Raw genomic sequence first — 22,518 nt, forward strand, 5'->3', positions numbered from 1 at the left:
CTCCTTTCTACATTAACTGGTATGGCTGGAAGTCGATTGAAATCTGTAAATCATCCTGTCTTATTTCATCGTCATAATAATGAAGGATCCGTTTCAATAATTTCCGCTGCTCTGGTTCCTGTTTGTATTTTATCATGCATTGAAAGCGATATCTATCTTTGATCCGGGTAAGGGCTGATGGTGTCGGTCCAAGAACTGTCGCTTCTTCGGATAATTTGGTTTTCATAAATTTGCAGATTTTCTGCGTAACCTCTTGAACTTTCAACTGATTCGGATGCGAGACGGTAATCAGTGTCAAGAAAAAATAAGGCGGATACTGAAAAGCTTTTCTGAGCTTCATTTCATGGTTGAAAAACCGTTCGTAATCATATTCACTGGCCATTTCTACGCTGTAATGCTCAGGGGTATACGTCTGTACGACAACTTCTCCAGGTTTAAGATGGCGCCCGGCCCTCCCGCTTACCTGGGTTAGCAGCTGAAACGTTTTCTCAGCAGCCCGGAAATCCGGCAGGTTCAATAAAGAATCCGCTGTCAACACGCCTACCAGGGTGACGTTTTCGAAATCAAGGCCTTTCGCAATCATTTGGGTACCCAGCAGAATGTCTGCCTCCCCTGCGCCGAATTGAGAGAGTAGTTTTTCATGAGCTCCCTTCCGCCTGGTCGTATCGACATCCATCCGAATCACTCGTGCTTCTGGCAGGTGCTGCTGCAAGTTCTCCTCTACTTTTTGTGTACCCGTTCCAAAATAGCGGATGGTTTCACTATCACATTCCGGACACCTTGATGGCATGGGCTCCTCATAAGAGCAATAGTGACATTTCAGTTTTTCCTGCCTGCGATGGTAGGTAAGTGCAATATCACAGTGGGGACATTCGATCACATGGCCGCAGTCCCGGCACATGACAAACGTCGAATAACCTCTTCTGTTTAAAAATAAAACAACTTGTTCCTTGCGCTTCAACCGGTCCGTTATTTTTTCCATTAAGGCACGTGAAAACATGGAGCGATTTCCAGCATGCAGTTCATCCCTCATATCAACGACCTCCACTTCCGGCATGGTCGCATCATTCATCCTTTTTGAAAGTGTCAGCAGCTGATAATTCCCCTTTTTCGCACGGGCGAAAGACTCTAGTGTTGGTGTGGCACTGCCTAAAACGACAGGGCAATTATGCTTTATCCCACGCTGAATTGCAATATCCCTCGCATGGTAGCGGGGGTGGTCTTCCTGTTTATAGCTGGTTTCATGCTCTTCATCGATAATAATGATACCCAGTTTTGTAAACGGAGCAAATATGGCAGAACGGGCACCAACAACGACCTGTACCTCTTTACGCTGAATTTTTCGCCATTCGTCATATTTTTCGCCTGCTGATAAAGCACTGTGCATAACCGCCACACGAGAACCGAACCTGCCTTTAAAACGCTCAACCATTTGTGGTGTTAAAGCTATTTCAGGTACCAGCATGATCGCTTCCATCCCCTTGTCCATTACTTGCTGGATCGATTGGAGATAGATTTCGGTTTTACCACTGCCGGTTACTCCATGGAGCAGCATCACTTCATGTTTGCCATCCTCCATACATCGAAGAATCGGTGTGATTGCCTCCTGTTGCTCGTCCGTAAGTTCAAATGCTTCTGTCCGTTCGAATTCCTTGTTCTCATAGGGATCCCGGTAGATTTCCTGTTTGAATTCTTTTAACAGTCCCTTATCAAGTAACGACTTGAGGGAAGCTCTGGTAGTACCTAGTTGGCCAAGAAGAAACTTTTGGGAGACGGGCTCTGGGGCTTCAATAAAATATTGCACGATTTCTTTTTGTTTTTTTGCCTGCGCAGGCAAATCAACGAAAGCTTCTTCCAGGCTGACTGGATCTTTCTCCGGCTGAATCATAGTTGTGGTCTTTTTCGTTTCCCTGCTTTTCACTTCATAATGGACATCGATGATGCCTTCCTGGATTGTTTTTTGCAGCTGATGATAACTTATCCCGGATTGTTCGAATTCCTCAAATTCAATGACCTCCCTGCCTCCGAACAGGCTTTCGAGATTCTCAGGAAGCAACTCTTCCTCCTGCCGCCAAAGCTCTTTCTTGTATTTCGCTTTCAATACTTGTGGAAGCATTACCTGAAAAGAAGAAATATAAAAGCTTAATGTCTGTTCCGTAAGCCAGTTTCCAAGATCCAGTAATTCCTCGGTGAGAATCGGGGTCAAATCAAGTACATCTTCAATCGGCTTCAGCCTGTCGAATTCACTTTTATTTGTCATGGCCACAACGTAACCCATGATTTTGCGCGGACCAAATGGGACGATCACCCTCACACCCTTCTCCACGATCCCCCGGAATTTGTCTGGTACTCTATAATCAAAGGGACGGTTTGTCTGGGAGGAGGGTACATCGACTACTACACGTGCAATATCCAATTCACTCACCCTCTATGTCTTTCTTAATCTGCTGAAAAATATGCCCGGCTATCTCCGTTTTTTGCATTAATGGAAGGCTGATTTCCTCCAAGGCCCGATTGATGTATACGACAGTATTGGTGTCATGAGCAAATCCAGTGCCAGGCTGTTTGATATTGTTGACAACAATCGCATCGAGCCGCTTATTTTCGAGCTTTTGTTTGGCATATGCTATTGGATTAGTCGTTTCTGCCGCAAACCCTAATAAAAATTGGTGCTGTTTGTTTTCCCCTAGATATTTTAAAATATCCTTTGTCCGCTCCATTTCCACAGCGTAATCTCCTGGTTCCTTTTTCATCTTCTCTTCATGAACCACTTTAGGGCGATAATCAGCCACGGCTGCTGATTTAATGACGATATCCTGTGTTGGAAAATGAGTGGTTACAGCCCCAAACATTTCCTCCGCTGTCGTCACATCCACACGATGAACTCCAGCTGGCGTATCTAGCTGCACAGGACCGGCGATAAGTGTCACTTCCGCCCCAAGCCTTGCTGCTTCAGCAGCTAAGGAAAATCCCATTTTTCCAGTCGAAGGATTGGTAAAATACCGGACAGGGTCAATTTTTTCTTGTGTTGGCCCCGCGGTTACGAGTACCTTTTTGCCTTGCAGCCAGCCAGTATTCTTATATTGCTCTTCCAGTACATGCACAATGGTTTCAGGCTCTTCCAGCCTTCCTTTCCCAACATAACCGCACGCAAGATAACCTTCCCCAGGCTCAATGAATCGGTATCCCCACTTTTCGAGCGTCACCATATTCTCCTTAACGGCAGGGTGGGCATACATATGTACATTCATCGCAGGCGCGATATAGACCGGAGCTTCCGTTGCAAGCAAGGTTGTTGAGAGCATATCATCAGCAATACCATTTGCCATTTTTCCAAGAATATTTGCTGTTGCAGGGGCGATCAAAAACATATCCGCCCAGTCAGCAAGGTCAATATGAGCTATGTAACGGGGGTCTTTTTCATCGAAGGTGTCGGTATATACTGGATTTCTTGATAACGCCTGGAAGGTAAGCGGTGTGACAAAGTTCTGCGCGCTATCGGTCATAATCACTTTGACTTCAGCTCCTGCTTGTACCAGCTTGCTGGTAAGAGCGCTTGCTTTATAGACCGCAATGCCTCCAGAAACGCCAAGAACTATCTTTTTTCCCTTAAGCATGTGATCGTCTCCTTAAGATTAAACAAATTAATTGAGAGATTTTGGTGATGCGGCAATTAATTTATACGATAATGGTAATCTGTGAACCCTGAAGGCAGACTACTAACCGAACAGCTTGATTCATACAGCTCAGGTTTCCTTAGAAAAAATTATATATCTTCTAAAAGTATTAGAAAAACTTAGCTTGTCGCCAAGTTCTTATGGCGAAAGCCTTAGTTCTACTTATGCTTTAATCCCTTAACAAAGTTAAACTTTCTTAAAGTATAAAGAAAACCGCGCTAGATACAAACGGTCAGCGCGGCTTTTATCATACAATTTGACATGATACCTGTGAAGGTTTCTTTCCATTTCGCGACTTAAAACTGTCGTTCCTGAATTTCGCTCGCAAAGGAATACGTCAACTTACCATCACGGATTTCTTCTAGCGCTACTCCAACATATTTGTGGGACGTAGGCTTCTCGATCATCGGCACCCCATCTTGCTGGAGATCACGCGCGCGGCGTGCAGATAAAGTGACTAACGTGTATTTGGATTTGATTTGCTTTTGCAGGGAATCGATTGATGGTTCTAACATCATGATTGACCAGCCTCCAATGCTTTCTTGTATTGTTTTGCGACACGTTCCCGTTTGCAATGTTCACTAACGACAATAGATTTGACTTTCGAAACAGCGTTATCAACTTGATCGTTGACCACCACATAATCGTAAGCGTCCATCATCTCAATTTCTTCTCTTGCCGTATGAAGCCGGTTTTTTACTTTCTCCTCGGTTTCTGTGCCTCGGCTTACTATCCGGTCCTTCAGTTCTTCGAGACTTGGCGGGATAAGGAAGATAAATACCCCCTGAGGGAAATTTTCTTTGACCTGTAGTGCTCCTTGAACTTCTATTTCAAGGAAGACATCTTTTCCTTGCTCGAGTGTCTCTTCGACATATTCCCTCGGAGTGCCGTAATAGTTACCGACATATTCCGCATGTTCAAGCAATTTACCTTCGGCGATCAATTTTTCGAACTCATCCCGGCTTTTGAAAAAGTAATCTACTCCATCCGTTTCACCTTCCCGGGGACCTCTGGTAGTCATCGATATAGAGTAGCTAAGATCTGTTGATTGTTCAAACAATGATTTTCTGACCGTGCCTTTTCCGACACCGGAAGGCCCGGATAAAACAAATAAAATACCTTTTTCCTCAATCAATTCATGCCCTCCTAGTTTTCATCAGAAATATCATCATGACTCAAGACCCGTTGGCCGACTGTTTCCGGCTGGACCGCAGATAGCACAACATGATCACTGTCGGTGATGATGACCGCGCGGGTGCGCCGGCCGTATGTAGCATCTACTAATTTATTATTATCCCTGGCTACCGTAATAATCCGTTTAATTGGTGCAGACTCCGGGGATACAATGGAAATGATCCTGTTTGCGGATACGACATTTCCAAAACCGATATTGATTAACTTAAGACTCAAAATGGTTCCTCCTTCATGGCACGTACTATAACATCAATTCTATTATAAGAAAAAAGTGCAGGAATGTGAAACTTGTACTGCTGACTGATCCTCAAGTCCAGTATAGCCAGTCTGACATTTCTTCAATCCTCTTTATAAACCGGCTTACTCCACATTTTGCACTTGTTCTTTCATTTTTTCGATTTCACTCTTTAATGATACCACCCATTCACTAATTTTAGCATCATTAGATTTAGAGCCGATCGTATTTACCTCCCGGTGCATTTCCTGAACGATAAAATCAAGCTGACGTCCAATTGACTGCTGTTTTCCGAGAGTTGAGCTAAATTGATCGATATGAGAATGAAGCCTTGTTATTTCCTCTGTGATATCCCCTTTTTCAGCAAGCAGGGCTACTTCCTGCATGATCCGGGAATCCTCTATCTGAAATGATTCCCTTACATATTCCTGGATTCTGCTCTTTATCCGATTTTTATAAGTATCGATGACAAGTTCCCGTCTATCTTCCAGCTGATTTACGAAATTCCTAACTTCACCAAGACGTGCCTTCAGATCGTCCCTCAGTGCATCTCCTTCATCCTTGCGCATGTCCACAAGTTTACCTACGGCTTTTTGAAGGCTGTCAAGAAGCATCTGCTGAAGTTCATCCTGGTGCTGATCTGTCTCCTGCACAGTAAATAAGTCTTCCAACTTTGTTACGATATCAACCGACACATCTCCCGTCAAGCCGTAATGGCCCTTGACTACCTTCAATTGATTGATATACTGCTCCAATAAGTCCCAGTCGACCTTCAGGCTTCTTTCGGTAATTCCTTCCCCTTCCATGGTGACATAAACATCTACCCTTCCCCTGGAGATGTCGTTCTTGATCAACTTTTTCATTTTATCCTCAAGAAATAGAAAGGTACGAGGCATCTTTGCTGAAATATCCAAGAAACGATGGTTCACGGACCTGACTTCTATCGTCAGCCTTGTCCCCTCGATTTCTGCTGTTTCTCTTCCGTAACCTGTCATACTTCTAACCACTGTCTATCACACCCGTTTTCTTATTTACGACCAACCTGTACTCTATCTTATCAAAAAGTATTTTTGTAAGCTAGAATAATTAAGAAAGACTTATATTACTGGCAGATTCGAATAATACAGTCTTTCGGCACTTTCTAAGAATGTCAGTGCAGTTTTTTCCATGCCGGTAATAGTTAACTGGCTGGTTTACATGCTATACTAGGCACATTGAGAGGTGAATCACCATGTCATTTGATGGTATTGTGACCAGAGCGGTCACACATGAACTTAATCAGACATTGACAACAGGAAGAGTCATGAAAATCTATCAGCCTACGGATACGGAACTGGTGTTTACAATAAGGGCCCAGCGAAAAAACCATTCGCTGCTGCTTTCCGCTCATCCGAGCTATGCCAGGTTCCATCTTACTGAAGATAATTACCATAATCCAAAGGAACCCCCTATGCTGTGCATGCTTCTCCGCAAGCATCTTGTCGGCGGGTTCATTATAAGCATCGAACAGGTTGAAATGGAGAGGATAGTAAAGTTTCATATTAAATCCCGTAATGAACTAGGGGATGAGACTACGAAAACTTTGATTATGGAAGTAATGGGGAAACACAGCAACATTATTCTCATCGACCAGGAAAAGGGGCACATCCTGGACAGTATCAAACATCTTCCACCTTCCCAAAACAGGCATCGCACTGTCATGCCTGGTCAACTATACAAGCTGCCTCCCGAACAGGGTAAAACTAACCCTGTGGATCTGGAGCCGGAGGAATTCGTAAAGAAACTGGATTTTAATGCTGGCAAAATGGATCGACAAATTCTCGGTATATTAATGGGGTGTTCTCCATTAATTACGAAGGAAATTGCCCACGAAGCCTTCCTCGGATCGAAAAACACTTATGAAAGCGTATATCGGACTTTTAGAGAACGGTTGTCCTTCCATGATTATGCTCCCCGTATTTATCATGGGGATAAAGAAATATTCTATGTCCTCCCCCTTGATACTGCCGGTGATTCATTCACAACATTCCGGACGGTAAGCAGTATGCTGGATGCTTACTACTCCGGCAAAGCGGAACGGGATCGAGTAAAACAGCAGGCCGGAGATCTTCATCGTTTGCTGAAAAATGAACGCGATAAAAATATCAGGAAAATAAAGAAACATGAAGAGACATTGAGAAAAGCAGAAAATGCAGACAAATACCAAAGAGAAGGCGAACTCCTGACCGCCCACCTCCATCTCGTACAGCATGGAGATGAAACTGTAGAGGTCATCGATTATTATGATCCTGACCAGAAAACCATTATGATTAACCTGAATCCGAATAAATCACCAAGCGAAAATGCACAGGCCTTGTTTCAGCAATATCAAAAGATGAAAAAATCGAAACAAGTCGTCCAGGAAGAAATAAAAAAGGCCCGTGGAGAAATCGATTACCTGGATCAGCTGCTTCAGCAAGTCGAGAGTGCCAGGGAACAGGACATTGAAGAAATAAGGGAAGAATTGCGGGAAGAAGGCTACCTGAAAAAGAAAAGACAGCAGTCCAAACGTAAAAATAAAGCCAACAAGCCAGAGCCGGATAAATTCTTATCAAGTGATGGAACTCCTATTTATGTAGGCAGGAATAACAAGCAGAACGAATACTTGACAAACCGACTGGCTGGAAAAAATGATACCTGGCTTCATACGAAGGATATCCCCGGCTCACACGTGGTAATCAAATCTACGGAACCGACCGAGGATACGCTTTTAGAAGCAGCCCAGCTTGCTGCTAACTATAGCAAGAGCCAGCATTCCTCATCGGTACCTGTCGATTATACTCTCATCAGGCATGTAAAAAAGCCATCAGGTGCAAAACCAGGCTTTGTCATATACGATCATCAGCAGACATTATTTGTGACACCTGATGCTTCTATTGTAAAGCAGTTAAAAGAAAACTCTCATCAGGGAAAAGGGACTGACTCCTGACAATCAGGAATCAAACTTGACCAAGGGGACCTTCGACTCGCGCTGTTCCCGCAGGCGTCCCCACCGAACGCCCATCGCGGAACCATGATATAACTGTATGTCGAAACTTTTATATCGGCCAATTTAAAGGGGCTGTCCTATAAGTCTGTAATAGACTAATTGGGGCAGCCCTTTTCGTTATTGTTGATATCGCAGCAGGAGGGCAGGGAAACGATTCCCTTTCCGCGGGGAAGACGGTTTATGTGTAAGATTTACTTCAATCAACCCTTTTTTCACAGTTTAAGAAAATAGATGAATACCAGTATGGTTGCAATGTAAGAAAACACTGCCTGTAGCCAATATTTTTTTCGTTCCTTCCGCAGCATCCATTTATTCCACACATAAAATACACCTAAAAATACTATAAATGCGATTACCGGCGGGAAAGCAAGCATGCTATCCATGAAAGAAAATGTCAGCCAAGTGTATAAATAACCAAAACAACTTGCAACCCCTAATATAGCGTTCACTACTATGAATAAGGAATGTTTGCGAGATTTCATGTCAACATCACCTTTTCTCCTCACTCTCATGGTACAGAGAAAGGTGGCCAGTTACAATCCCTATCCTTTGAAAGAGGCAGGATCCCTCTGCCATTCCCATATTTTCGCTTCCGTCTGTTCATCAAATGACTGCTGCTTTTTCATATGGTCTAATAGTGCGGAGAAGTCTGTCAATGTGTTGTAAGTAAACCCTTCAGCACCAAATGCTTCTTCTGCAGCAGGTAAACCGTAACTGAATATCGCAAGAATTTGCACTACTTCAGCCCCTGCACCCTCTAGAGCTTTGGCAGCATTTATGGATGATTTACCTGTGGAAATCAAGTCTTCGATCACGACTACTCTGTCGCCTTCCTTAACCAAGCCTTCGATCTGATTTCCTTTTCCATGCTTTTTTGAAGAGGACCTTACATAGACCATTGGCAGCCCCATGGATTCTGCAATGAATGCAGCATGCGGAATACCTGCTGTTGCGCATCCGGCAATAATGTCGATCTTCTCTGGCAGTTCCTTTATATGACTGACAAAAGCATCTCTTATTCGTCCCCTGATATCTGGATATGACATCGTCAGTCTGTTATCGCAATAAATTGGGGACTTAATTCCAGATGTCCAGGTAAATGGGTCATCTGGCCGGATCTGGACAGCTTCAATAGCCAGTAAATCACTTGAAATGCGTTCTCTTTCACTCATATTCCCACTCCTTCTCAACTTGACGATAGGCCTCTTTAGGGGATGGATGCTGCGTTATACCCCGACCTACCACTATAGCGTCCGTTGTTTGCCTTTTTGCTTCTTTTGGTGTTGCAACCCGCTTTTGGTCATGCTGCTCACTACTAACAAGCCTGATTCCCGGGGTTACTGTCTTAAATTCCTCTCCACACGAGGCTTTAATACCGGCAACCTCATGGACCGAGCAAACGACACCATCAGCACCAGATTCCTTTGCCAGCTTAGCCAGATGAATGACTGAATCCTCCACCTTGCTTATCACTTGCAATTCTTCTGAAAGCATCTGCTCATCAGTTGAGGTCAACTGGGTGACCGCCAATAACATCGGGCGTTTGCCGTTTCCTGCACCTTCATCCAATCCTTCTCTTGCTGCTTTCATCATTTCAGAACCGCCCTGAGCGTGGACATTAACTACATCAACGCCAAGTGAGGCAAGATTCTTCATTGCTTTTTTTACCGTATTCGGGATGTCATGGAGCTTCAGATCAAGGAAAACCGGATGGCCTCTTTTTTGTAATTGTTTGATGATCCAAGGTCCTTCACGATAAAACAATTCCATTCCTACTTTTACAGCAACTCCGGTAAGGCTGTGTTCATCCAGGAAGGCGAGTGCCTTTTCCCCGCTTTCAAAATCGAGTGCGATATAAATCTGGCTGTTAATCATCATCGATGTGCCCCCCCGATAATTTCCTCTAAGGAGGAAAACCCATATTTATTCATCGTTTCCGGAAGAGCATCAATGATGTCCTTACAGGCAAAAGGATTTTTGAAATTAACACTTCCTACCGCTACAGCACTTGCACCTGCAAGCAAATACTCCATGACGTCTTCTGCCGTCTCTATACCGCCCATTCCGATTATCGGTATGTTGACTTGCTGATACACATGATAAATCATACGTATGGCCACAGGTTTAATTGCAGGACCGGATAAACCTCCAGTTCCGTTGGCAATAATCGGTTTTCTGCTGTTAAGATCCAGTCTCATTCCAGTCAGGGTATTGATCATAGACAAGCCATCGGCTCCTGCTTGTTCCACTGCCTTTGCCATGCTGACGATATCGCTGACATTAGGAGACAGCTTCACGTAAACTGGCACATCGCTCACAGCTTTAACCTGCCTGGTCACTTCTGCGGCCAAATCCGGTTCAGTACCAAACTGGACACCGCCTTCTTTGACATTCGGACAGGAAATATTGAGCTCGATGGCTGAAATTTGTTCTGAACGGGAAATTTTTCTCGCGACTTCGATATACTCCTCCACCGTACTTCCAGCAACATTTGCAATGATCGGAGTATCAAATTCTCCTAAGAATGGCAGTTCATCCGTGATGATTTGATCTACCCCTGGATTTTGCAGACCGATAGCATTCAACATACCGGATGAGGTCTCTGCAACTCTCGGAGTCGGATTGCCGTAACGTTGCTCTCCAGTTGCTGCTTTGATGATGATTCCGCCAAGTTCAGACAAATCGTAAAAATCACTGAACTCTTTTCCGAAACCGAAACAACCAGACGCTGGCATCACTGGGTTTTTCAACTTTAATCCTGGAAGATTAATAGACAGATTACTCATAATACTACCTCCTCCGGTTTAAAGACTGGCCCATCCCGGCAAATTTTCCTATAACCTTTCGCATCACTTTCAGGGGTTGGGACGACACAGGCAAAACAGGCACCAACTCCGCATCCCATCCGTTCTTCAATGGACAAGTATCCATCATAGCCAGTTAATTCTTTCGACACTGCTTTTAGCATCACTGCTGGACCACAGGAAAAATAAGTGTCAAACCTGCCTTCAAGTCCCGGTAAAATATCCGTGACAAAGCCATGATGGCCATAAGAACCATCATTGGTAGCAACATATACTTCACCAAGTTCGTTGAATTGCTTTTCAAAGAAAATGTATTCTTTACTCTGAAAGCCGAGGACCGAAATGACTTCGATCCCCTGCTCCACCAGCTGCCGCCCAAGATAATGAAGGGGTGGTACGCCGATTCCTCCGCCTATCAGCAAAGCACGTTTTGTCTTCAATTCTTCCATTGGAAACCCGTTTCCCCCAGGTCCCAATACGTCAAGTTTATCCCCCTGCTGCTTTGCGGTTAACGACTTCGTACCTTTTCCCAGTACCTTATATAGGATAGTTAGCGTTCCTGCCTGTTCATCCACATCAGCGATCGATATTGGCCGCCTTAAGAAAAAGTTATCATCCACCAGGATATGGACGAACTGGCCAGGCCTGATTCCGCTCCCTGGTATATCCCCGTTCAGAACCATTTGGTAGGTATCTGTCGCCACTTTCTCGTGGTGAAGGATATCCATCCATTCACGCTTCATCATCAGAGGATAACCTCCTTTTGCCCGATTGCTCTTGCTGTAAAGGACATTGAATCAATGACATCTACAATCGCCCTTGCCGTATCGAGGCTGGTAAGGCAGGCAATACCATGTTCGACAGCTTCCCTTCTGATCCGGAATCCATCACTGCGCGATTGAAGGCCCTTCGTCAGTGTGTTCACCACGAATTGCACTTTTCCGGATTGGATGATATCGATGACATTCATATCTTCTGCACCTACTTTGCTGACTGTGGTAACGGGAATAGCTGCCTTAGCAATCGCATTAGCTGTTCCTTCCGTCGCGTACAGCTGGAAGCCTAACTGATGGAATGTACGGGCGATCTGCAGCATTTCCTGTTTGTCTTTATCAGCAACAGTAAGAAGGACAGATCCTTCTGTCGGTATTTTCAGCCCTGAAGCCGTCATACCTTTATAGAGCGCTTTTTCAAGTGTCTGATCATAACCGATAACTTCACCAGTCGATTTCATCTCAGGTCCAAGCGTCGTATCCACACTACGCAGCTTTTCAAACGAGAAGACAGGGACTTTCACATAGACACCTTCCGGCTTCCCTACGATGCCAGAATGGTATCCATGTTCGCTTAGCTTCTCTCCCATGATCACCTTGGTCGCCAAATTCGCCATTGTTACCCCGGTTATTTTACTCAAGAAAGGCACCGTTCGGCTGGCCCTTGGATTAACTTCAAGTACATACGCTGTATCCCCATGAACCACAAACTGAATATTGATTAATCCCTGCATATTGAGTTCCCGAGCGATTTTCACCGTTGCGTCAATGCATTGCTGTTCTAATTCCTTACTTAAGCGCTGTGTCGGATAAACAGCCATGGAATCTCCAGAGTGCACCCCTGCGCGCTCGATGTGTTCCATGACACCAGGGATAACCACGGTCTCCCCGTCACTGATCGCATCGACTTCGATTTCCATGCCAGTCAAGTACTTATCGACAAGTATCGGATGGTCGCTGTAATCCCTGACAGCTTCCTCCATATACGTAAGCAGTTCATCTTCCCCATAGACAATCTCCATTGCCCGTCCGCCAAGTACATAAGATGGACGTACCACAACAGGATATCCGATTTTATCGGCTATTTTCACTGCTTCTCCAACGCTGGTTACACTTTCCCCGCCTGGCTTCGCAATATCAAGGCGGTTTAACAATTGTTCAAATAAATCCCTATCCTCTGTTTCATTGATCGCTTCCATTGTGGTCCCGAGAATTTTTACCCCTCTTCGGTTAAGACCATCGACAAGGTTGATTGCTGTCTGCCCCCCAAATTGAACAATGACTCCCTCGGGTTTTTCTAGTTCGATGACATGCATGACATCTTCTAAAGAAAGAGGCTCGAAGTACAATTTGTCTGATACACTGAAATCAGTCGATACCGTTTCTGGATTGTTATTCATAATGATCGCTTCATAACCAAGTTCCTTCAGGGCAAGTACGGAATGGACGGTTGCATAGTCGAATTCTACACCTTGACCAATCCGAATTGGTCCGGACCCGATGACGAGGACTTTCTTCGTTTCACTCACCACTGATTCGTTCTCTTCTTCATAACTGCTGTAGAAATAAGGTGTTTCCGAAGCAAACTCTCCCGCACAAGTGTCTACCATTTTATATACCGGCATAATGCCATGGTCAAGACGGAATTGATAAACTTTATCAACATCGCTTTCCAGCAGACGGGCGAGATGGGCATCTGCAAATCCGAGCTGTTTAGCCAGTCTAATATCAGTAAGGTCCCATGGATTTTCTTCTATTGCTTTTTCAAGATCAATAATCCGCTTCAATTTATTCAGGAAAAACAAATCGATTCCCGTCAGGTCATGCAATTCTTCTATCGTACGATTACGGCGCAATGCTTCGGCCAACACGAAAATTCGTTCGTCATCCGCTTTTACGAGACGATGATTGATAGACTCGTCATCAAGATCGATAAGAGTTTTCAGGTACAGCTCTTCCGTTTTCCCTTCTAAAGAACGCACTCCTTTTAAAAGGGATTCTTCGAAATTACGCCCTATTGACATGATTTCTCCGGTTGCCTTCATTTGCGTACCCAGGATTCGGTTACCTTTGGCAAATTTATCGAACGGCCACCTAGGTATTTTAGTGACAACGTAATCGAGTGCCGGTTCAAAACAGGCATAGGTTGTCCCGGTTACAGGATTAGGTATTTCATCAAGTGTCAAGCCAATTGCAATTTTTGCTGCCAATTTAGCAATTGGATAGCCGGTCGCTTTAGAGGCGAGGGCAGATGAACGGCTGACACGTGGGTTTACCTCGATGACATAGTACTGGAAGCTGTCAGGATCAAGAGCCAGCTGGACATTACACCCTCCTTCAATACCAAGTGAACGGATGATTGTGAGGGATGCGTTCCGAAGCATCTGATATTCCCGGTCGCTTAACGTCTGGGAAGGAGCGACAACAATGGAATCTCCCGTATGGATACCGACGGGGTCGAAGTTTTCCATGTTACAGACAACAATGGCGTGATCACTTTTGTCCCGCATGACTTCGTATTCGACTTCCTTGAAGCCTGCGATATTCTTTTCGATAAGACACTGATTGACCGGAGAAAGAGAAAGACCATTCCGTGCAATTTCACGTAGTTCCGCTTCGTTATTGCACATTCCCCCGCCTGTTCCCCCCATCGTATAGGCAGGGCGGACGATAACGGGGTAACCGATCTCCGATGCAAAATCAGCCGCTGCATCCACAGTGCTGACAATGGTACTTTCAGGCACAGGCTGTCCCAGTTCATACATTAAGTCACGGAACATGGCGCGGTCTTCCGCTTGCTCGATCGCTTCCATACGTGTACCAAGAAGCTCGACGCTATATTCCTCAAGAATGCCTGTTTTGCTCAATTCCATTGCCAAATTCAGACCAGTCTGACCGCCAAGGGTCGGAAGGATGGCGTCAGGCTGTTCTTTACGGATAATTTTTGTCATGAATTCAACTGTAAGTGGTTCCATATATACTTCATCGGCAAATGTATAATCGGTCATGATCGTTGCAGGATTAGAGTTGGCCAGTATGACTTCATACCCTTCTTCCTTCAACGCCTGGCATGCCTGGGTACCTGAATAATCGAACTCTGCTGCCTGGCCGATAATGATCGGACCGGATCCGATGACAAGGATTTTGTTTAGGTCAGTACGTTTAGGCATGTTGCTTCCTCCTTTTGTTTCAATTGGCTGCTGCGGATAAGTTCTAGAAATTCATCAAACAAATTATCGGTGTCTTCCGGACCCGGAGAGCTCTCCGGATGGTACTGAACAGAAAAGACTGGGTGAATAGTGTGTTTCAGGCCTTCTACGGATGCATCATTTAACGATACTTGTGTAAGTTCTAGTTCTGTTCCGCTCAGGGATCCTGCACTTACTGCATATCCGTGGTTTTGAGAAGTGATATAAGTTCTTCCTGTGTGCTTGTCTTTGACAGGCTGATTTAGCCCTCTGTGTCCAAATTTCATTTTTTCGGTATCAGCACCTGAAGCAAGGGCAATCAACTGATGGCCGAGACAAATCCCGAAAATCGGAATTCTGCCAATCAGCTCATGGATCGTTTCAATCGCTTCGGGTACATCCTTCGGGTCTCCTGGCCCATTGGTCAGCATGATGCCGTCCGGTTTTAACCGTTCAATTTCCTGTGCTGTGGTGTTGTAAGGCACAACTGTCACGTGACACTTACGTTTGGTAAATTCACGTAGAATGCCATGCTTCATTCCAAAATCAACAAGTACGATGCGACAGCCCCGGCCAGGGACTACATAAGGCTTAACGGTGGAAACCTGTCTTACCTGATCTCTTTTCAGCTGAGTCAACTTCAGGCTCTCTACTACGCTGTCTACTGATCTATCAAGAGAAGTAATCGTCGCCTTCATCGTCCCGTGTCTCCGGATGATTTTTGTCAGCTTCCGTGTATCAATTCCGGCAATCCCCGGTATCCCCTTGGCTTTCAAAAATGAATCCAATGTTTCTTCATTACGGAAGTTGGAAGGGTGTTCGCAGTGTTCCTTTACCACAATTCCCAGAATAGCAGGGTCGACGGTTTCAAAATCATCGCGATTGATACCATAGTTTCCGATCAATGGGTAGGTGAATGTCACAATCTGTCCGCAATAGGATGGATCCGAAATGGTTTCCTGATATCCTGTCATTCCTGTATTAAAGACAATTTCTCCGACCGTCTCACGGTCACTGCCGAAACCATGACCGATAAATTGTGTTCCATCTTCCAGTACGAGTTGTTTCTGTGTCATATTATTCCGCCTCCCAGACTATTTTTCCTTCAGCTATGGTCATTGCTGGAAATCCAATGACATCCCAGCCATGAAATGGAGTATTTTTTCCTTTGGAGTAAAAGTTGTGCCTGTCAATTGTCTGTTTATGTTCTATATCCAGCAGCGTCAAATCAGCAGGGGCACCTTCGACGATCTTTCCATACGGCAGTCCAAAAACGTTTGCCGGTTTTACCGTCAGCATGTCAATCAGTTGTTCCAAGGTAAGAATATCTTTTTTCACCAGATGTGAGTAAAGGAGTGGGAATGCCGTTTCCAGCCCGACGATTCCGAACGGAGCAGTCAAAATATCCTCCTGTTTATCTGCTTCTGTATGAGGAGCATGATCAGTCGCGATGCAATCGATCGTACCATCCAATAAACCGTCGATCAGCGCTTGCTGGTCTTCCTTGCTCCTAAGTGGTGGGTTCATCTTGAACATCGTGTCATCCTGTCTGATATCTTCCTCGTTCAGTAATAGATGGTGAGGTGTGACTTCAGCTGTAACATTTATGCCTGCCCGCTTTGCATCACGGATCACACGCACCGATTCTTTTGTACTGACGTGGCAGACATGGTAATGGCATCCTGCCGCTTCTGCCAGTAAAACATCCCTGGCAATGTGGACCGATTCACAAACAGATGGTATTCCAGGTATGCCGAGTTTTTCACTCGTTTTCCCTTTATGGATAGCCCCGCCCTGCTTTAAGCTGTTGTCTTCGCAATGAGCGACGATGCTGTGGTTATCCTGCGCTGCCTGCTCCATGGCACGCAGCATCTGCCCTGCTTCCTGCACACCGACCCCATCATCGGTGAAAGCGACTGCTCCAGCATGTTTCAAAGCTTTCATATCGACCAGTTCTTTGCCTAACTGCCTCTTGGTGATGGCAGCATAAGGCAGCACTCGAACAGTTGCATCCGACTCGATCCGTTCCATGAGTTTTCCCATCGTCTCAGCATCATCTGGAACAGGCTGTGTGTTTGGCATGGAACATACAGTTGTGAAACCGCCTCTTGCAGCCGCTCTTGTTCCTGTAGCAATAGTTTCTTTTTTCTCGCCGCCTGGTTCCCTGAGATGGATGTGGATATCGACAAATCCAGGTGCTAGAAGGTTACCATTGCCATCGATGATCTGGTCCGGTTCTGTTTCGATGCTTTCGGCAATCTGAACGATCGCTTTATCTTCCATTAAAAGCTCCCTGTCCACCCATTCTTCGTTCACATGTAACTTCACGTTTTTCAGCAAGGTTTTCATTATTACAGCTCCTCCTTAAGTAATGCGTTGATCATTGCCATGCGGATTGTTACGCCATTTTTCATCTGTGTAAAAATTCGTGATCTGGGAGCTTCAACTAGACTGCCCGCAATTTCCACACCTCTATTAACCGGAGCAGGATGCATAATAATTGCATTTTTATTCATTTTCTTCTCTCGTTCTTCAGTTAAGCCAAATGCTTCCAGATAGCTGTCCGACTCCGCTTTTTGTTCGTGTCGTTCATGCTGGATTCTGAGCAGCATGACAACATCTGCAAGCTCTACTGCTTGATCGATAGATAGATAGTTTGTAGAAATGCTATCATCCTGCCATTCAGGTTTGGAAGCATAGAATACCTCGGCTCCTAGCCGCTCGAGGGCTTTGCCATTGGAACGAGCAACACGGCTGTGTTTAATATCGCCGACTATCGCCACCTTGATGCCTGTAAATCCCCCGAATTCCTGGTAGATGGTATATAGGTCAAGCAGACTCTGGGAGGGATGCTGCCCTGTGCCGTCGCCTGCATTGATGATTGGTACATCGACCTCGTTTGCAATCTCTCTCAGAATACCATTCTGCGATTGTCTGATAATGCATAAACTTGCACCTATAGTGTATAATGTTTTAACAGTATCATATAAAGACTCCCCTTTTGTCAAACTCGAATCCGAGCCTGAAACATCCATTACCTCCATTCCGAGGCGTCGTTCGGCGATAAAAAAACTATTTTTTGTCCTTGTGCTTGGCTCTAAAAAAAGATTGGCAGCGTATTTTTGATCATGAAATGGAAAACTGCCTTCACTTTCAATTTTCTCTGCTGTTTCCAGTAGTTGATATATTTGAGCATCAGTCAGATCTTCCATGGATAAAATATCTTTCATCGTTCTTACCTCCAAACGATTATTTTTTCAGGGGCGAACAAAAGCGGAAGCGCCTTGCTCATCCCCGACCAGCTTAAGTCGATCCTCGCCGTGGCGGTCTTTGTCACAGAGAGGATTGACTTAAGACCTCGAGGGGATAGGCGCTGCAGCTGGATGAAACAAAAGCGGAAGCGCCTTGCTCATCCCCGACCAGCTTAAGCCGATCCTCGCCGTGGCGGTCTTTGTCACAGAGAGGATTGACTTAAGACCTCGAGGGGATAGGCGCTGCAGCTGGATGAAACAAAAGCGGAAGCGCCTTGCTTAGTCAGGGCAAAGAAAAAAGCACCCCCGGGTGTGGGGATGCTTTTCGGCAGCCATGATAAAACACGGCAAACTGAATCGCTCTCCTACACCCTTTAAAATCTCACAGGATTTTATTAAAAAGTGTCAAGCTTTCATTTGTTTACGCTGCATGTGGATCATTTGAATTTTTGTTTGTTTCCGTTTCTGCTTTAAACATATTTCCATTACCGTGTCCTTTTTCTTTACCCGGAAGAATTAAGTTCAGGAAAACACCGATGATCGCAGACAATGCCATTCCGGCAATTTGCAACTGATCACTAATCTGGATAAATGCTCCGCCAATTCCGATTACCAGGATGACAGAAGCGATGATAAGATTCCGTTTTTCTCCTAAATCCACCTGGTTATCAATCAGCATCCGAAGTCCGCTGGAAGCAATGATACCGAACAATAGGATGGAAACTCCGCCCATGACAGCAGATGGTATCGACCCGATGACAGCTGTACTCATTCCGATAAACCCGAACAATAAAGCGAATACTGCAGCCCCTCCGATGACGAATACGCTGAACACGCGAGTGATGGCCAGCACACCTATATTTTCGCCATAAGTTGTATTCGGTGGACCTCCCAGGAAAGAAGCGATGATGGTTGCTGTACCGTCACCGAGAATAGAACGGTTCAAGCCTGGCTCCTTCAGGAAGTTACGACCAACTACTTTGGAAAGGACCATTTGGTCACCGATATGTTCTGTGATAGTAACAAGTGCGACTGGAACCATAATCAGGACGATTTCCCAGCTGAATACACTGAGTGGAGAGTAGTCAACGAATGGCACGACAAAGTCCGGCATTTCAAAAATCGCTGTGAAAAATGCTCCGATAGAATCGGCTGCAGTTATTGCAGCCCATTCCGCTTTGATTTTCGCAGTATCAACGATTCCCTGATACAGGGCGAATGAATAGCCGCCTACGATACCAACGAGTATCGGAATCAGACTGAAAAACCCTTTGAAAAACACTGAAGCTAAGATGGTGATTGCCAGTGTAACCAGTGCTACACTAAAATGCGTCATGCTGTAAACTTCCTTATCAATTCCAGGTACATACATCGCCATGTCGATTGCAGTCGTAGCAAGACCAAGCCCAATAACGATGATCACCGGTCCGACAACTACAGGAGGGAGGAGCTTGATGAGCCAGTCCATACCGAAGATTCCGATCAGCATAGCAACCACACCGTAGACGAGCCCGGCGAGAAAGCTTCCAATCATAGCACCCGGAACTCCTGCAGCAGTACTTGCCGCAATCACCGGGGCGATGAATGCAAAACTTGATCCTAGATATGCCGGAATTCTTCCTTTTGTAATTATCAGATAGGCAAGTGTCCCCAGTCCACTTGATATTAAAGCTACGGATGGCGACAGCCCTGTCAAAAACGGCACTAGAATAGTCGCGCCAAACATCGCAAACAAGTGCTGGATACTTAATGTAATCCATTTATGCATTTTAGGTACTTCTCTGATACCTAATGCCACATTTTTAGAATCCATTTATAATTCCTCCCAGGTAAAAATTTTCTAAACAAAAGCGGAAGCGCCTTGCTTACCCCCGACCAGCTTAATGCGAGCCTCGCCGTGACGTTTCTTGTCACAGAGAGGATCGACTTAAGACCTCGAGGGGGTAGGCGCTGCAGCTGGATGATACAAAAGCGGAAGCGCCTTGCTTACCCCCGACCAGCTTCTTTGCAATTCTCAGGGTATAAAAAAACCTCTTTGCCTGAAAAACCGCAAAGAGGTAGTCGTATCCTGAAATATCAGGGTACGAGCATGTTTGCGACCTTTCAAGCCTCACTGGACTTATTTAAAGGTGCGAGCATTATTCTTTTTCAAATATCGTAACTGCGTCTGCCTCATCTGTTTCAGAGACATTTACTTCTACAATTTCATCTAAGGAGGTAGGTACATTTTTTCCTACGAAATCAGCCCGGATCGGAAGCTCGCGGTGACCTCGGTCAATCAGGACAGCCAGTTGTATTTGGGTCGGCCTTCCATGATCCATCAAGGCGTCCATCGCCGCTCTTACCGTTCGACCAGTGTATAGAACGTCATCGACCAAAACAACTTTCTTTCCATCAATATCCGTATCTATATTGGTCTCTTTCAGTTCAGGCTCAGCCTTATTCGTGGTAAGGTCATCTCTGTAAAGGGTGATATCGAGTTCCCCGCTTGGCAAATGGATACCTTCAATGTCATTGATTTTTTCCTTCAGGCGGCTTGCCAGTGGCACGCCTCTTGTCTTTATGCCAACAAGTATAAGATCCTCTACCCCTTTGTTCTTTTCAATGATTTCGTGGGAGATTCTTGTTAAAGCCCGCCTGATGGCAGCTTCATCCATTACTGTTTTTTTGGGAATCATAGCTATCCACCTCCACTTCCATATAAAAACCCTTTTTCTGCAGAAGGACAGAAAAAGGGTATGAGTAGTCAACTTGACATCCGTAATCCTTTTCAGCCTCGCAGGACTGTCTTTAAAGGGCTTATTCAATTCTTCTATTGATTATCACAGAGATAAACTGGTTTGTCAACGGCGCTTCTGCAAAAATTCTAGCATTTCTATGAAATCCCCTGGTGGTTCGACACTAAACTCCATTTTTTCCCCTGTAACAGGATGGATAAACCCTAATGTACGGGCATGCAAGGCTTGGCCATCAATCGGTAATGATTTACGTGGTCCATATTTAGGGTCTCCTGCCAGAGGATGATTGATGTACTTCATGTGGACACGGATCTGATGTGTCCTTCCTGTTTCCAATACACATTCCACATGTGTGAAGTCCTTATACAATTTCAAAACTTTAAAGTGTGTAACAGCAGGCTTCCCGTTTTCCACTACCGCTCTGGATTGCCTGTCTTTCGGATCGCGCCCGATCGGTGCCTCGATAGTCCCATACTCATGCTGGATTTCTCCATGAACAATTGCCTCATACTTCCTGTCTATTGTCTTCTCTGCTAATTGCCCTGCTAAAGATTGATGGGCATGGTCATTCTTTGCCACCATCAATAACCCGCTGGTGTCTTTGTCAATCCGATGAACGATACCTGGCCTGTAAGCACCATTAATCCCGGAAAGGTCATCACAGTGATGCAGCAAGGCATTGACAAGCGTCCCGGCTGGATGCCCTGCGGATGGATGGACGACCATTCCACGCTGTTTATTGACAACAATTACATCTTTATCTTCATATACAATATCAATCGGGATATTTTCAGCTTTTACATCTAAAACTTCAGGCTCTGGAATCACCCATTCCACCTTTTCATTTCCCTGGATCTTATAGTTGCTTTTCACTGATGAGCCGTCTACCTTAACGAGACCATCTTTTATCCAGCTTTGTACCTGTGTTCTTGATGCGGATGGTTCTACTTCCGTCATCAGTTTATCAATTCTTTTCCCTTGATCCTGGTCGTTCACTTGATAATGTTCACTCACTTCTTTTTACTCCCTTTCTTCCGTTCATCCAGTAAAGTTGCTATAAAAACTAGCCCAACACCCACTACCAGCGAAGAATCGGCTATATTGAAAATGGGGAAATCGTATCCGAAAATGAGTGTATCAACAAAATCGACGACTTCCTTCCTGAATAACCGGTCAATAAAGTTGCCGATTGCCCCTGCCAGAATGAAAGACAGAGCAATACCAGCAAGCACGTTCTCTTTTCCGTACTGGTGCAGGTAATAAATTATGAAGCCGATTACGATTACTGTCACTATGTAGAAAAACATCATCTGACCCTGTAAAATTCCCCAGGCCGCTCCACGATTCCGATGGGAAGTTAAATATAAGAAGTTTTCGATCAGTGTGATGCTTTCTCCAATAAACATGTTTTTGACTACGAGCATCTTCGTCCATTGGTCAAGCAGGATTATGACTGCAGCAACTAAGTAATACCAAACCATAAGCGTCCTCCAAAGATTAATTTTCCATTTTTTAATTGTACCATAGTTCCCTCTATGGCAACACATACGTTTGTTTGTTAACATAATAATATTATATTTGACGTAAATATAATATGGACTACTATGCATTTTTTTAATAACCCATATCC

Annotated in this window: 20 protein-coding genes; 1 reads left to right on the forward strand and 19 read right to left on the reverse strand. The window is 44.9% G+C overall.

The window, feature by feature from the left end; translation table 11 throughout:
* Window positions 1–7 precede the first annotated feature (7 nt).
* The 6 genes from priA to JOC33_RS08515 all read right to left on the reverse strand — a co-directional run bounded on the left by priA (window position 8) and on the right by JOC33_RS08515 (window position 6,113).
* Window positions 8–2,416, reverse strand: coding sequence for a primosomal protein N' (gene priA / locus JOC33_RS08490; protein WP_205092061.1), 2,409 nt, complete (start codon window positions 2,414–2,416; stop codon window positions 8–10).
* A gap of 1 nt (window position 2,417) precedes the next feature.
* Complete coding sequence (gene coaBC, locus JOC33_RS08495; protein ID WP_205092062.1) at window positions 2,418–3,617, reverse strand: bifunctional phosphopantothenoylcysteine decarboxylase/phosphopantothenate--cysteine ligase CoaBC; 1,200 nt, start codon at window positions 3,615–3,617, stop codon at window positions 2,418–2,420.
* Window positions 3,618–3,973: 356 nt separating this feature from the next.
* Entirely contained in the window at window positions 3,974–4,195 is a 222-nt protein-coding gene (gene rpoZ / locus JOC33_RS08500; RefSeq protein ID WP_205092063.1) for a DNA-directed RNA polymerase subunit omega, read from the reverse strand.
* Window positions 4,192–4,812 (reverse strand): guanylate kinase, encoded by a 621-nt coding sequence (gene gmk, locus JOC33_RS08505; RefSeq protein ID WP_205092064.1) that lies wholly within the window; start codon window positions 4,810–4,812, stop codon window positions 4,192–4,194. The genes rpoZ and gmk overlap by 4 nt, the downstream gene beginning before the upstream one ends.
* Window positions 4,813–4,823: 11 nt before the next feature.
* A complete protein-coding gene (gene remA / locus JOC33_RS08510) occupies window positions 4,824–5,087 on the reverse strand; it encodes an extracellular matrix/biofilm regulator RemA (RefSeq protein WP_205092065.1) in 264 nt (87 codons plus the stop codon).
* Window positions 5,088–5,231: 144 nt separating this feature from the next.
* A complete protein-coding gene (locus JOC33_RS08515) occupies window positions 5,232–6,113 on the reverse strand; it encodes a YicC/YloC family endoribonuclease (protein WP_205092066.1) in 882 nt (293 codons plus the stop codon).
* A 224-nt stretch (window positions 6,114–6,337) separates the two neighbouring features.
* Here JOC33_RS08515 and JOC33_RS08520 point away from each other — a divergent pair, with 224 nt between their 5' ends.
* Window positions 6,338–8,074, forward strand: a complete 1,737-nt coding sequence (locus tag JOC33_RS08520; protein WP_205092067.1) for an Rqc2 family fibronectin-binding protein — start codon at window positions 6,338–6,340, stop codon at window positions 8,072–8,074.
* A 272-nt stretch (window positions 8,075–8,346) separates the two neighbouring features.
* On the opposite strand, the gene JOC33_RS08525 is transcribed toward JOC33_RS08520, so the two are convergent.
* From JOC33_RS08525 to lspA, 13 genes are all read right to left on the reverse strand, one after another.
* The gene (locus JOC33_RS08525) at window positions 8,347–8,616 is read right to left on the reverse strand and encodes a hypothetical protein (protein ID WP_239534065.1); all 270 of its coding nucleotides are present in this window, start codon (window positions 8,614–8,616) and stop codon (window positions 8,347–8,349) included.
* A 60-nt stretch (window positions 8,617–8,676) separates the two neighbouring features.
* Window positions 8,677–9,306: an orotate phosphoribosyltransferase gene (pyrE, locus tag JOC33_RS08530; RefSeq protein ID WP_205092069.1), complete on the reverse strand. Its 630-nt coding sequence runs from the start codon at window positions 9,304–9,306 to the stop codon at window positions 8,677–8,679.
* Window positions 9,299–10,006, reverse strand: coding sequence for an orotidine-5'-phosphate decarboxylase (pyrF, locus tag JOC33_RS08535; protein WP_420825707.1), 708 nt, complete (start codon window positions 10,004–10,006; stop codon window positions 9,299–9,301). Before pyrF ends, pyrE begins: the two co-directional genes overlap by 8 nt.
* A gap of 2 nt (window positions 10,007–10,008) precedes the next feature.
* A complete protein-coding gene (locus tag JOC33_RS08540; RefSeq protein WP_205092070.1) occupies window positions 10,009–10,920 on the reverse strand; it encodes a dihydroorotate dehydrogenase in 912 nt (303 codons plus the stop codon).
* Window positions 10,917–11,681: a dihydroorotate dehydrogenase electron transfer subunit gene (locus JOC33_RS08545; RefSeq protein ID WP_205092473.1), complete on the reverse strand. Its 765-nt coding sequence runs from the start codon at window positions 11,679–11,681 to the stop codon at window positions 10,917–10,919. Before JOC33_RS08545 ends, JOC33_RS08540 begins: the two co-directional genes overlap by 4 nt.
* A 2-nt stretch (window positions 11,682–11,683) precedes the next feature.
* Window positions 11,684–14,881, reverse strand: a complete 3,198-nt coding sequence (carB, locus tag JOC33_RS08550) for a carbamoyl-phosphate synthase large subunit (protein WP_205092071.1) — start codon at window positions 14,879–14,881, stop codon at window positions 11,684–11,686.
* A complete protein-coding gene (locus tag JOC33_RS08555; RefSeq protein WP_205092072.1) occupies window positions 14,860–15,975 on the reverse strand; it encodes a carbamoyl phosphate synthase small subunit in 1,116 nt (371 codons plus the stop codon). The genes carB and JOC33_RS08555 overlap by 22 nt, the downstream gene beginning before the upstream one ends.
* A 1-nt stretch (window position 15,976) precedes the next feature.
* Entirely contained in the window at window positions 15,977–17,248 is a 1,272-nt protein-coding gene (locus tag JOC33_RS08560) for a dihydroorotase (protein ID WP_205092073.1), read from the reverse strand.
* Window positions 17,249–17,250: 2 nt separating this feature from the next.
* Window positions 17,251–18,129 carry an aspartate carbamoyltransferase catalytic subunit gene (locus JOC33_RS08565; protein ID WP_205092074.1) on the reverse strand — a complete coding sequence of 293 codons (879 nt, stop codon included), beginning with the start codon at window positions 18,127–18,129 and terminating at the stop codon, window positions 17,251–17,253.
* Between the two features lie 442 nt (window positions 18,130–18,571).
* The gene (locus JOC33_RS08570) at window positions 18,572–19,963 is read right to left on the reverse strand and encodes a solute carrier family 23 protein (RefSeq protein ID WP_205092075.1); all 1,392 of its coding nucleotides are present in this window, start codon (window positions 19,961–19,963) and stop codon (window positions 18,572–18,574) included.
* A 325-nt stretch (window positions 19,964–20,288) separates the two neighbouring features.
* The gene (gene pyrR / locus JOC33_RS08575) at window positions 20,289–20,828 is read right to left on the reverse strand and encodes a bifunctional pyr operon transcriptional regulator/uracil phosphoribosyltransferase PyrR (protein WP_205092076.1); all 540 of its coding nucleotides are present in this window, start codon (window positions 20,826–20,828) and stop codon (window positions 20,289–20,291) included.
* A gap of 165 nt (window positions 20,829–20,993) precedes the next feature.
* The gene (locus tag JOC33_RS08580; protein WP_205092077.1) at window positions 20,994–21,902 is read right to left on the reverse strand and encodes an RluA family pseudouridine synthase; all 909 of its coding nucleotides are present in this window, start codon (window positions 21,900–21,902) and stop codon (window positions 20,994–20,996) included.
* Window positions 21,899–22,369, reverse strand: a complete 471-nt coding sequence (lspA, locus tag JOC33_RS08585) for a signal peptidase II (protein WP_205092078.1) — start codon at window positions 22,367–22,369, stop codon at window positions 21,899–21,901. The genes JOC33_RS08580 and lspA overlap by 4 nt, the downstream gene beginning before the upstream one ends.
* Window positions 22,370–22,518 lie beyond the last annotated feature (149 nt).

It is taken from the genome of Thalassobacillus pellis (assembly GCF_016908295.1).
Lineage (GTDB): Bacteria > Bacillota > Bacilli > Bacillales > Halobacillaceae > Thalassobacillus > Thalassobacillus pellis.

Bases quoted from the DNA above. Each gene is read 5' to 3' on its own strand.
- coaBC (WP_205092062.1), bottom strand. From the start codon at position 3,617: ATGCTTAAGGGAAAAAAGATAGTTCTTGGCGTTTCTGGAGGCATTGCG.
- rpoZ (WP_205092063.1), bottom strand. From the start codon at position 4,195: ATGATGTTAGAACCATCAATCGATTCCCTGCAAAAGCAAATCAAATCC.
- JOC33_RS08520 (WP_205092067.1), top strand. From the start codon at position 6,338: ATGTCATTTGATGGTATTGTGACCAGAGCGGTCACACATGAACTTAAT.
- JOC33_RS08525 (WP_239534065.1), bottom strand. From the start codon at position 8,616: ATGAAATCTCGCAAACATTCCTTATTCATAGTAGTGAACGCTATATTA.
- pyrE (WP_205092069.1), bottom strand. From the start codon at position 9,306: ATGAGTGAAAGAGAACGCATTTCAAGTGATTTACTGGCTATTGAAGCT.
- JOC33_RS08540 (WP_205092070.1), bottom strand. From the start codon at position 10,920: ATGAGTAATCTGTCTATTAATCTTCCAGGATTAAAGTTGAAAAACCCA.
- JOC33_RS08545 (WP_205092473.1), bottom strand. From the start codon at position 11,681: ATGAAGCGTGAATGGATGGATATCCTTCACCACGAGAAAGTGGCGACA.
- carB (WP_205092071.1), bottom strand. From the start codon at position 14,881: ATGCCTAAACGTACTGACCTAAACAAAATCCTTGTCATCGGATCCGGT.
- JOC33_RS08555 (WP_205092072.1), bottom strand. From the start codon at position 15,975: ATGACACAGAAACAACTCGTACTGGAAGATGGAACACAATTTATCGGT.
- JOC33_RS08560 (WP_205092073.1), bottom strand. From the start codon at position 17,248: ATGAAAACCTTGCTGAAAAACGTGAAGTTACATGTGAACGAAGAATGG.
- JOC33_RS08565 (WP_205092074.1), bottom strand. From the start codon at position 18,129: ATGAAAGATATTTTATCCATGGAAGATCTGACTGATGCTCAAATATAT.
- JOC33_RS08570 (WP_205092075.1), bottom strand. From the start codon at position 19,963: ATGGATTCTAAAAATGTGGCATTAGGTATCAGAGAAGTACCTAAAATG.
- pyrR (WP_205092076.1), bottom strand. From the start codon at position 20,828: ATGATTCCCAAAAAAACAGTAATGGATGAAGCTGCCATCAGGCGGGCT.
- lspA (WP_205092078.1), bottom strand. From the start codon at position 22,369: ATGGTTTGGTATTACTTAGTTGCTGCAGTCATAATCCTGCTTGACCAA.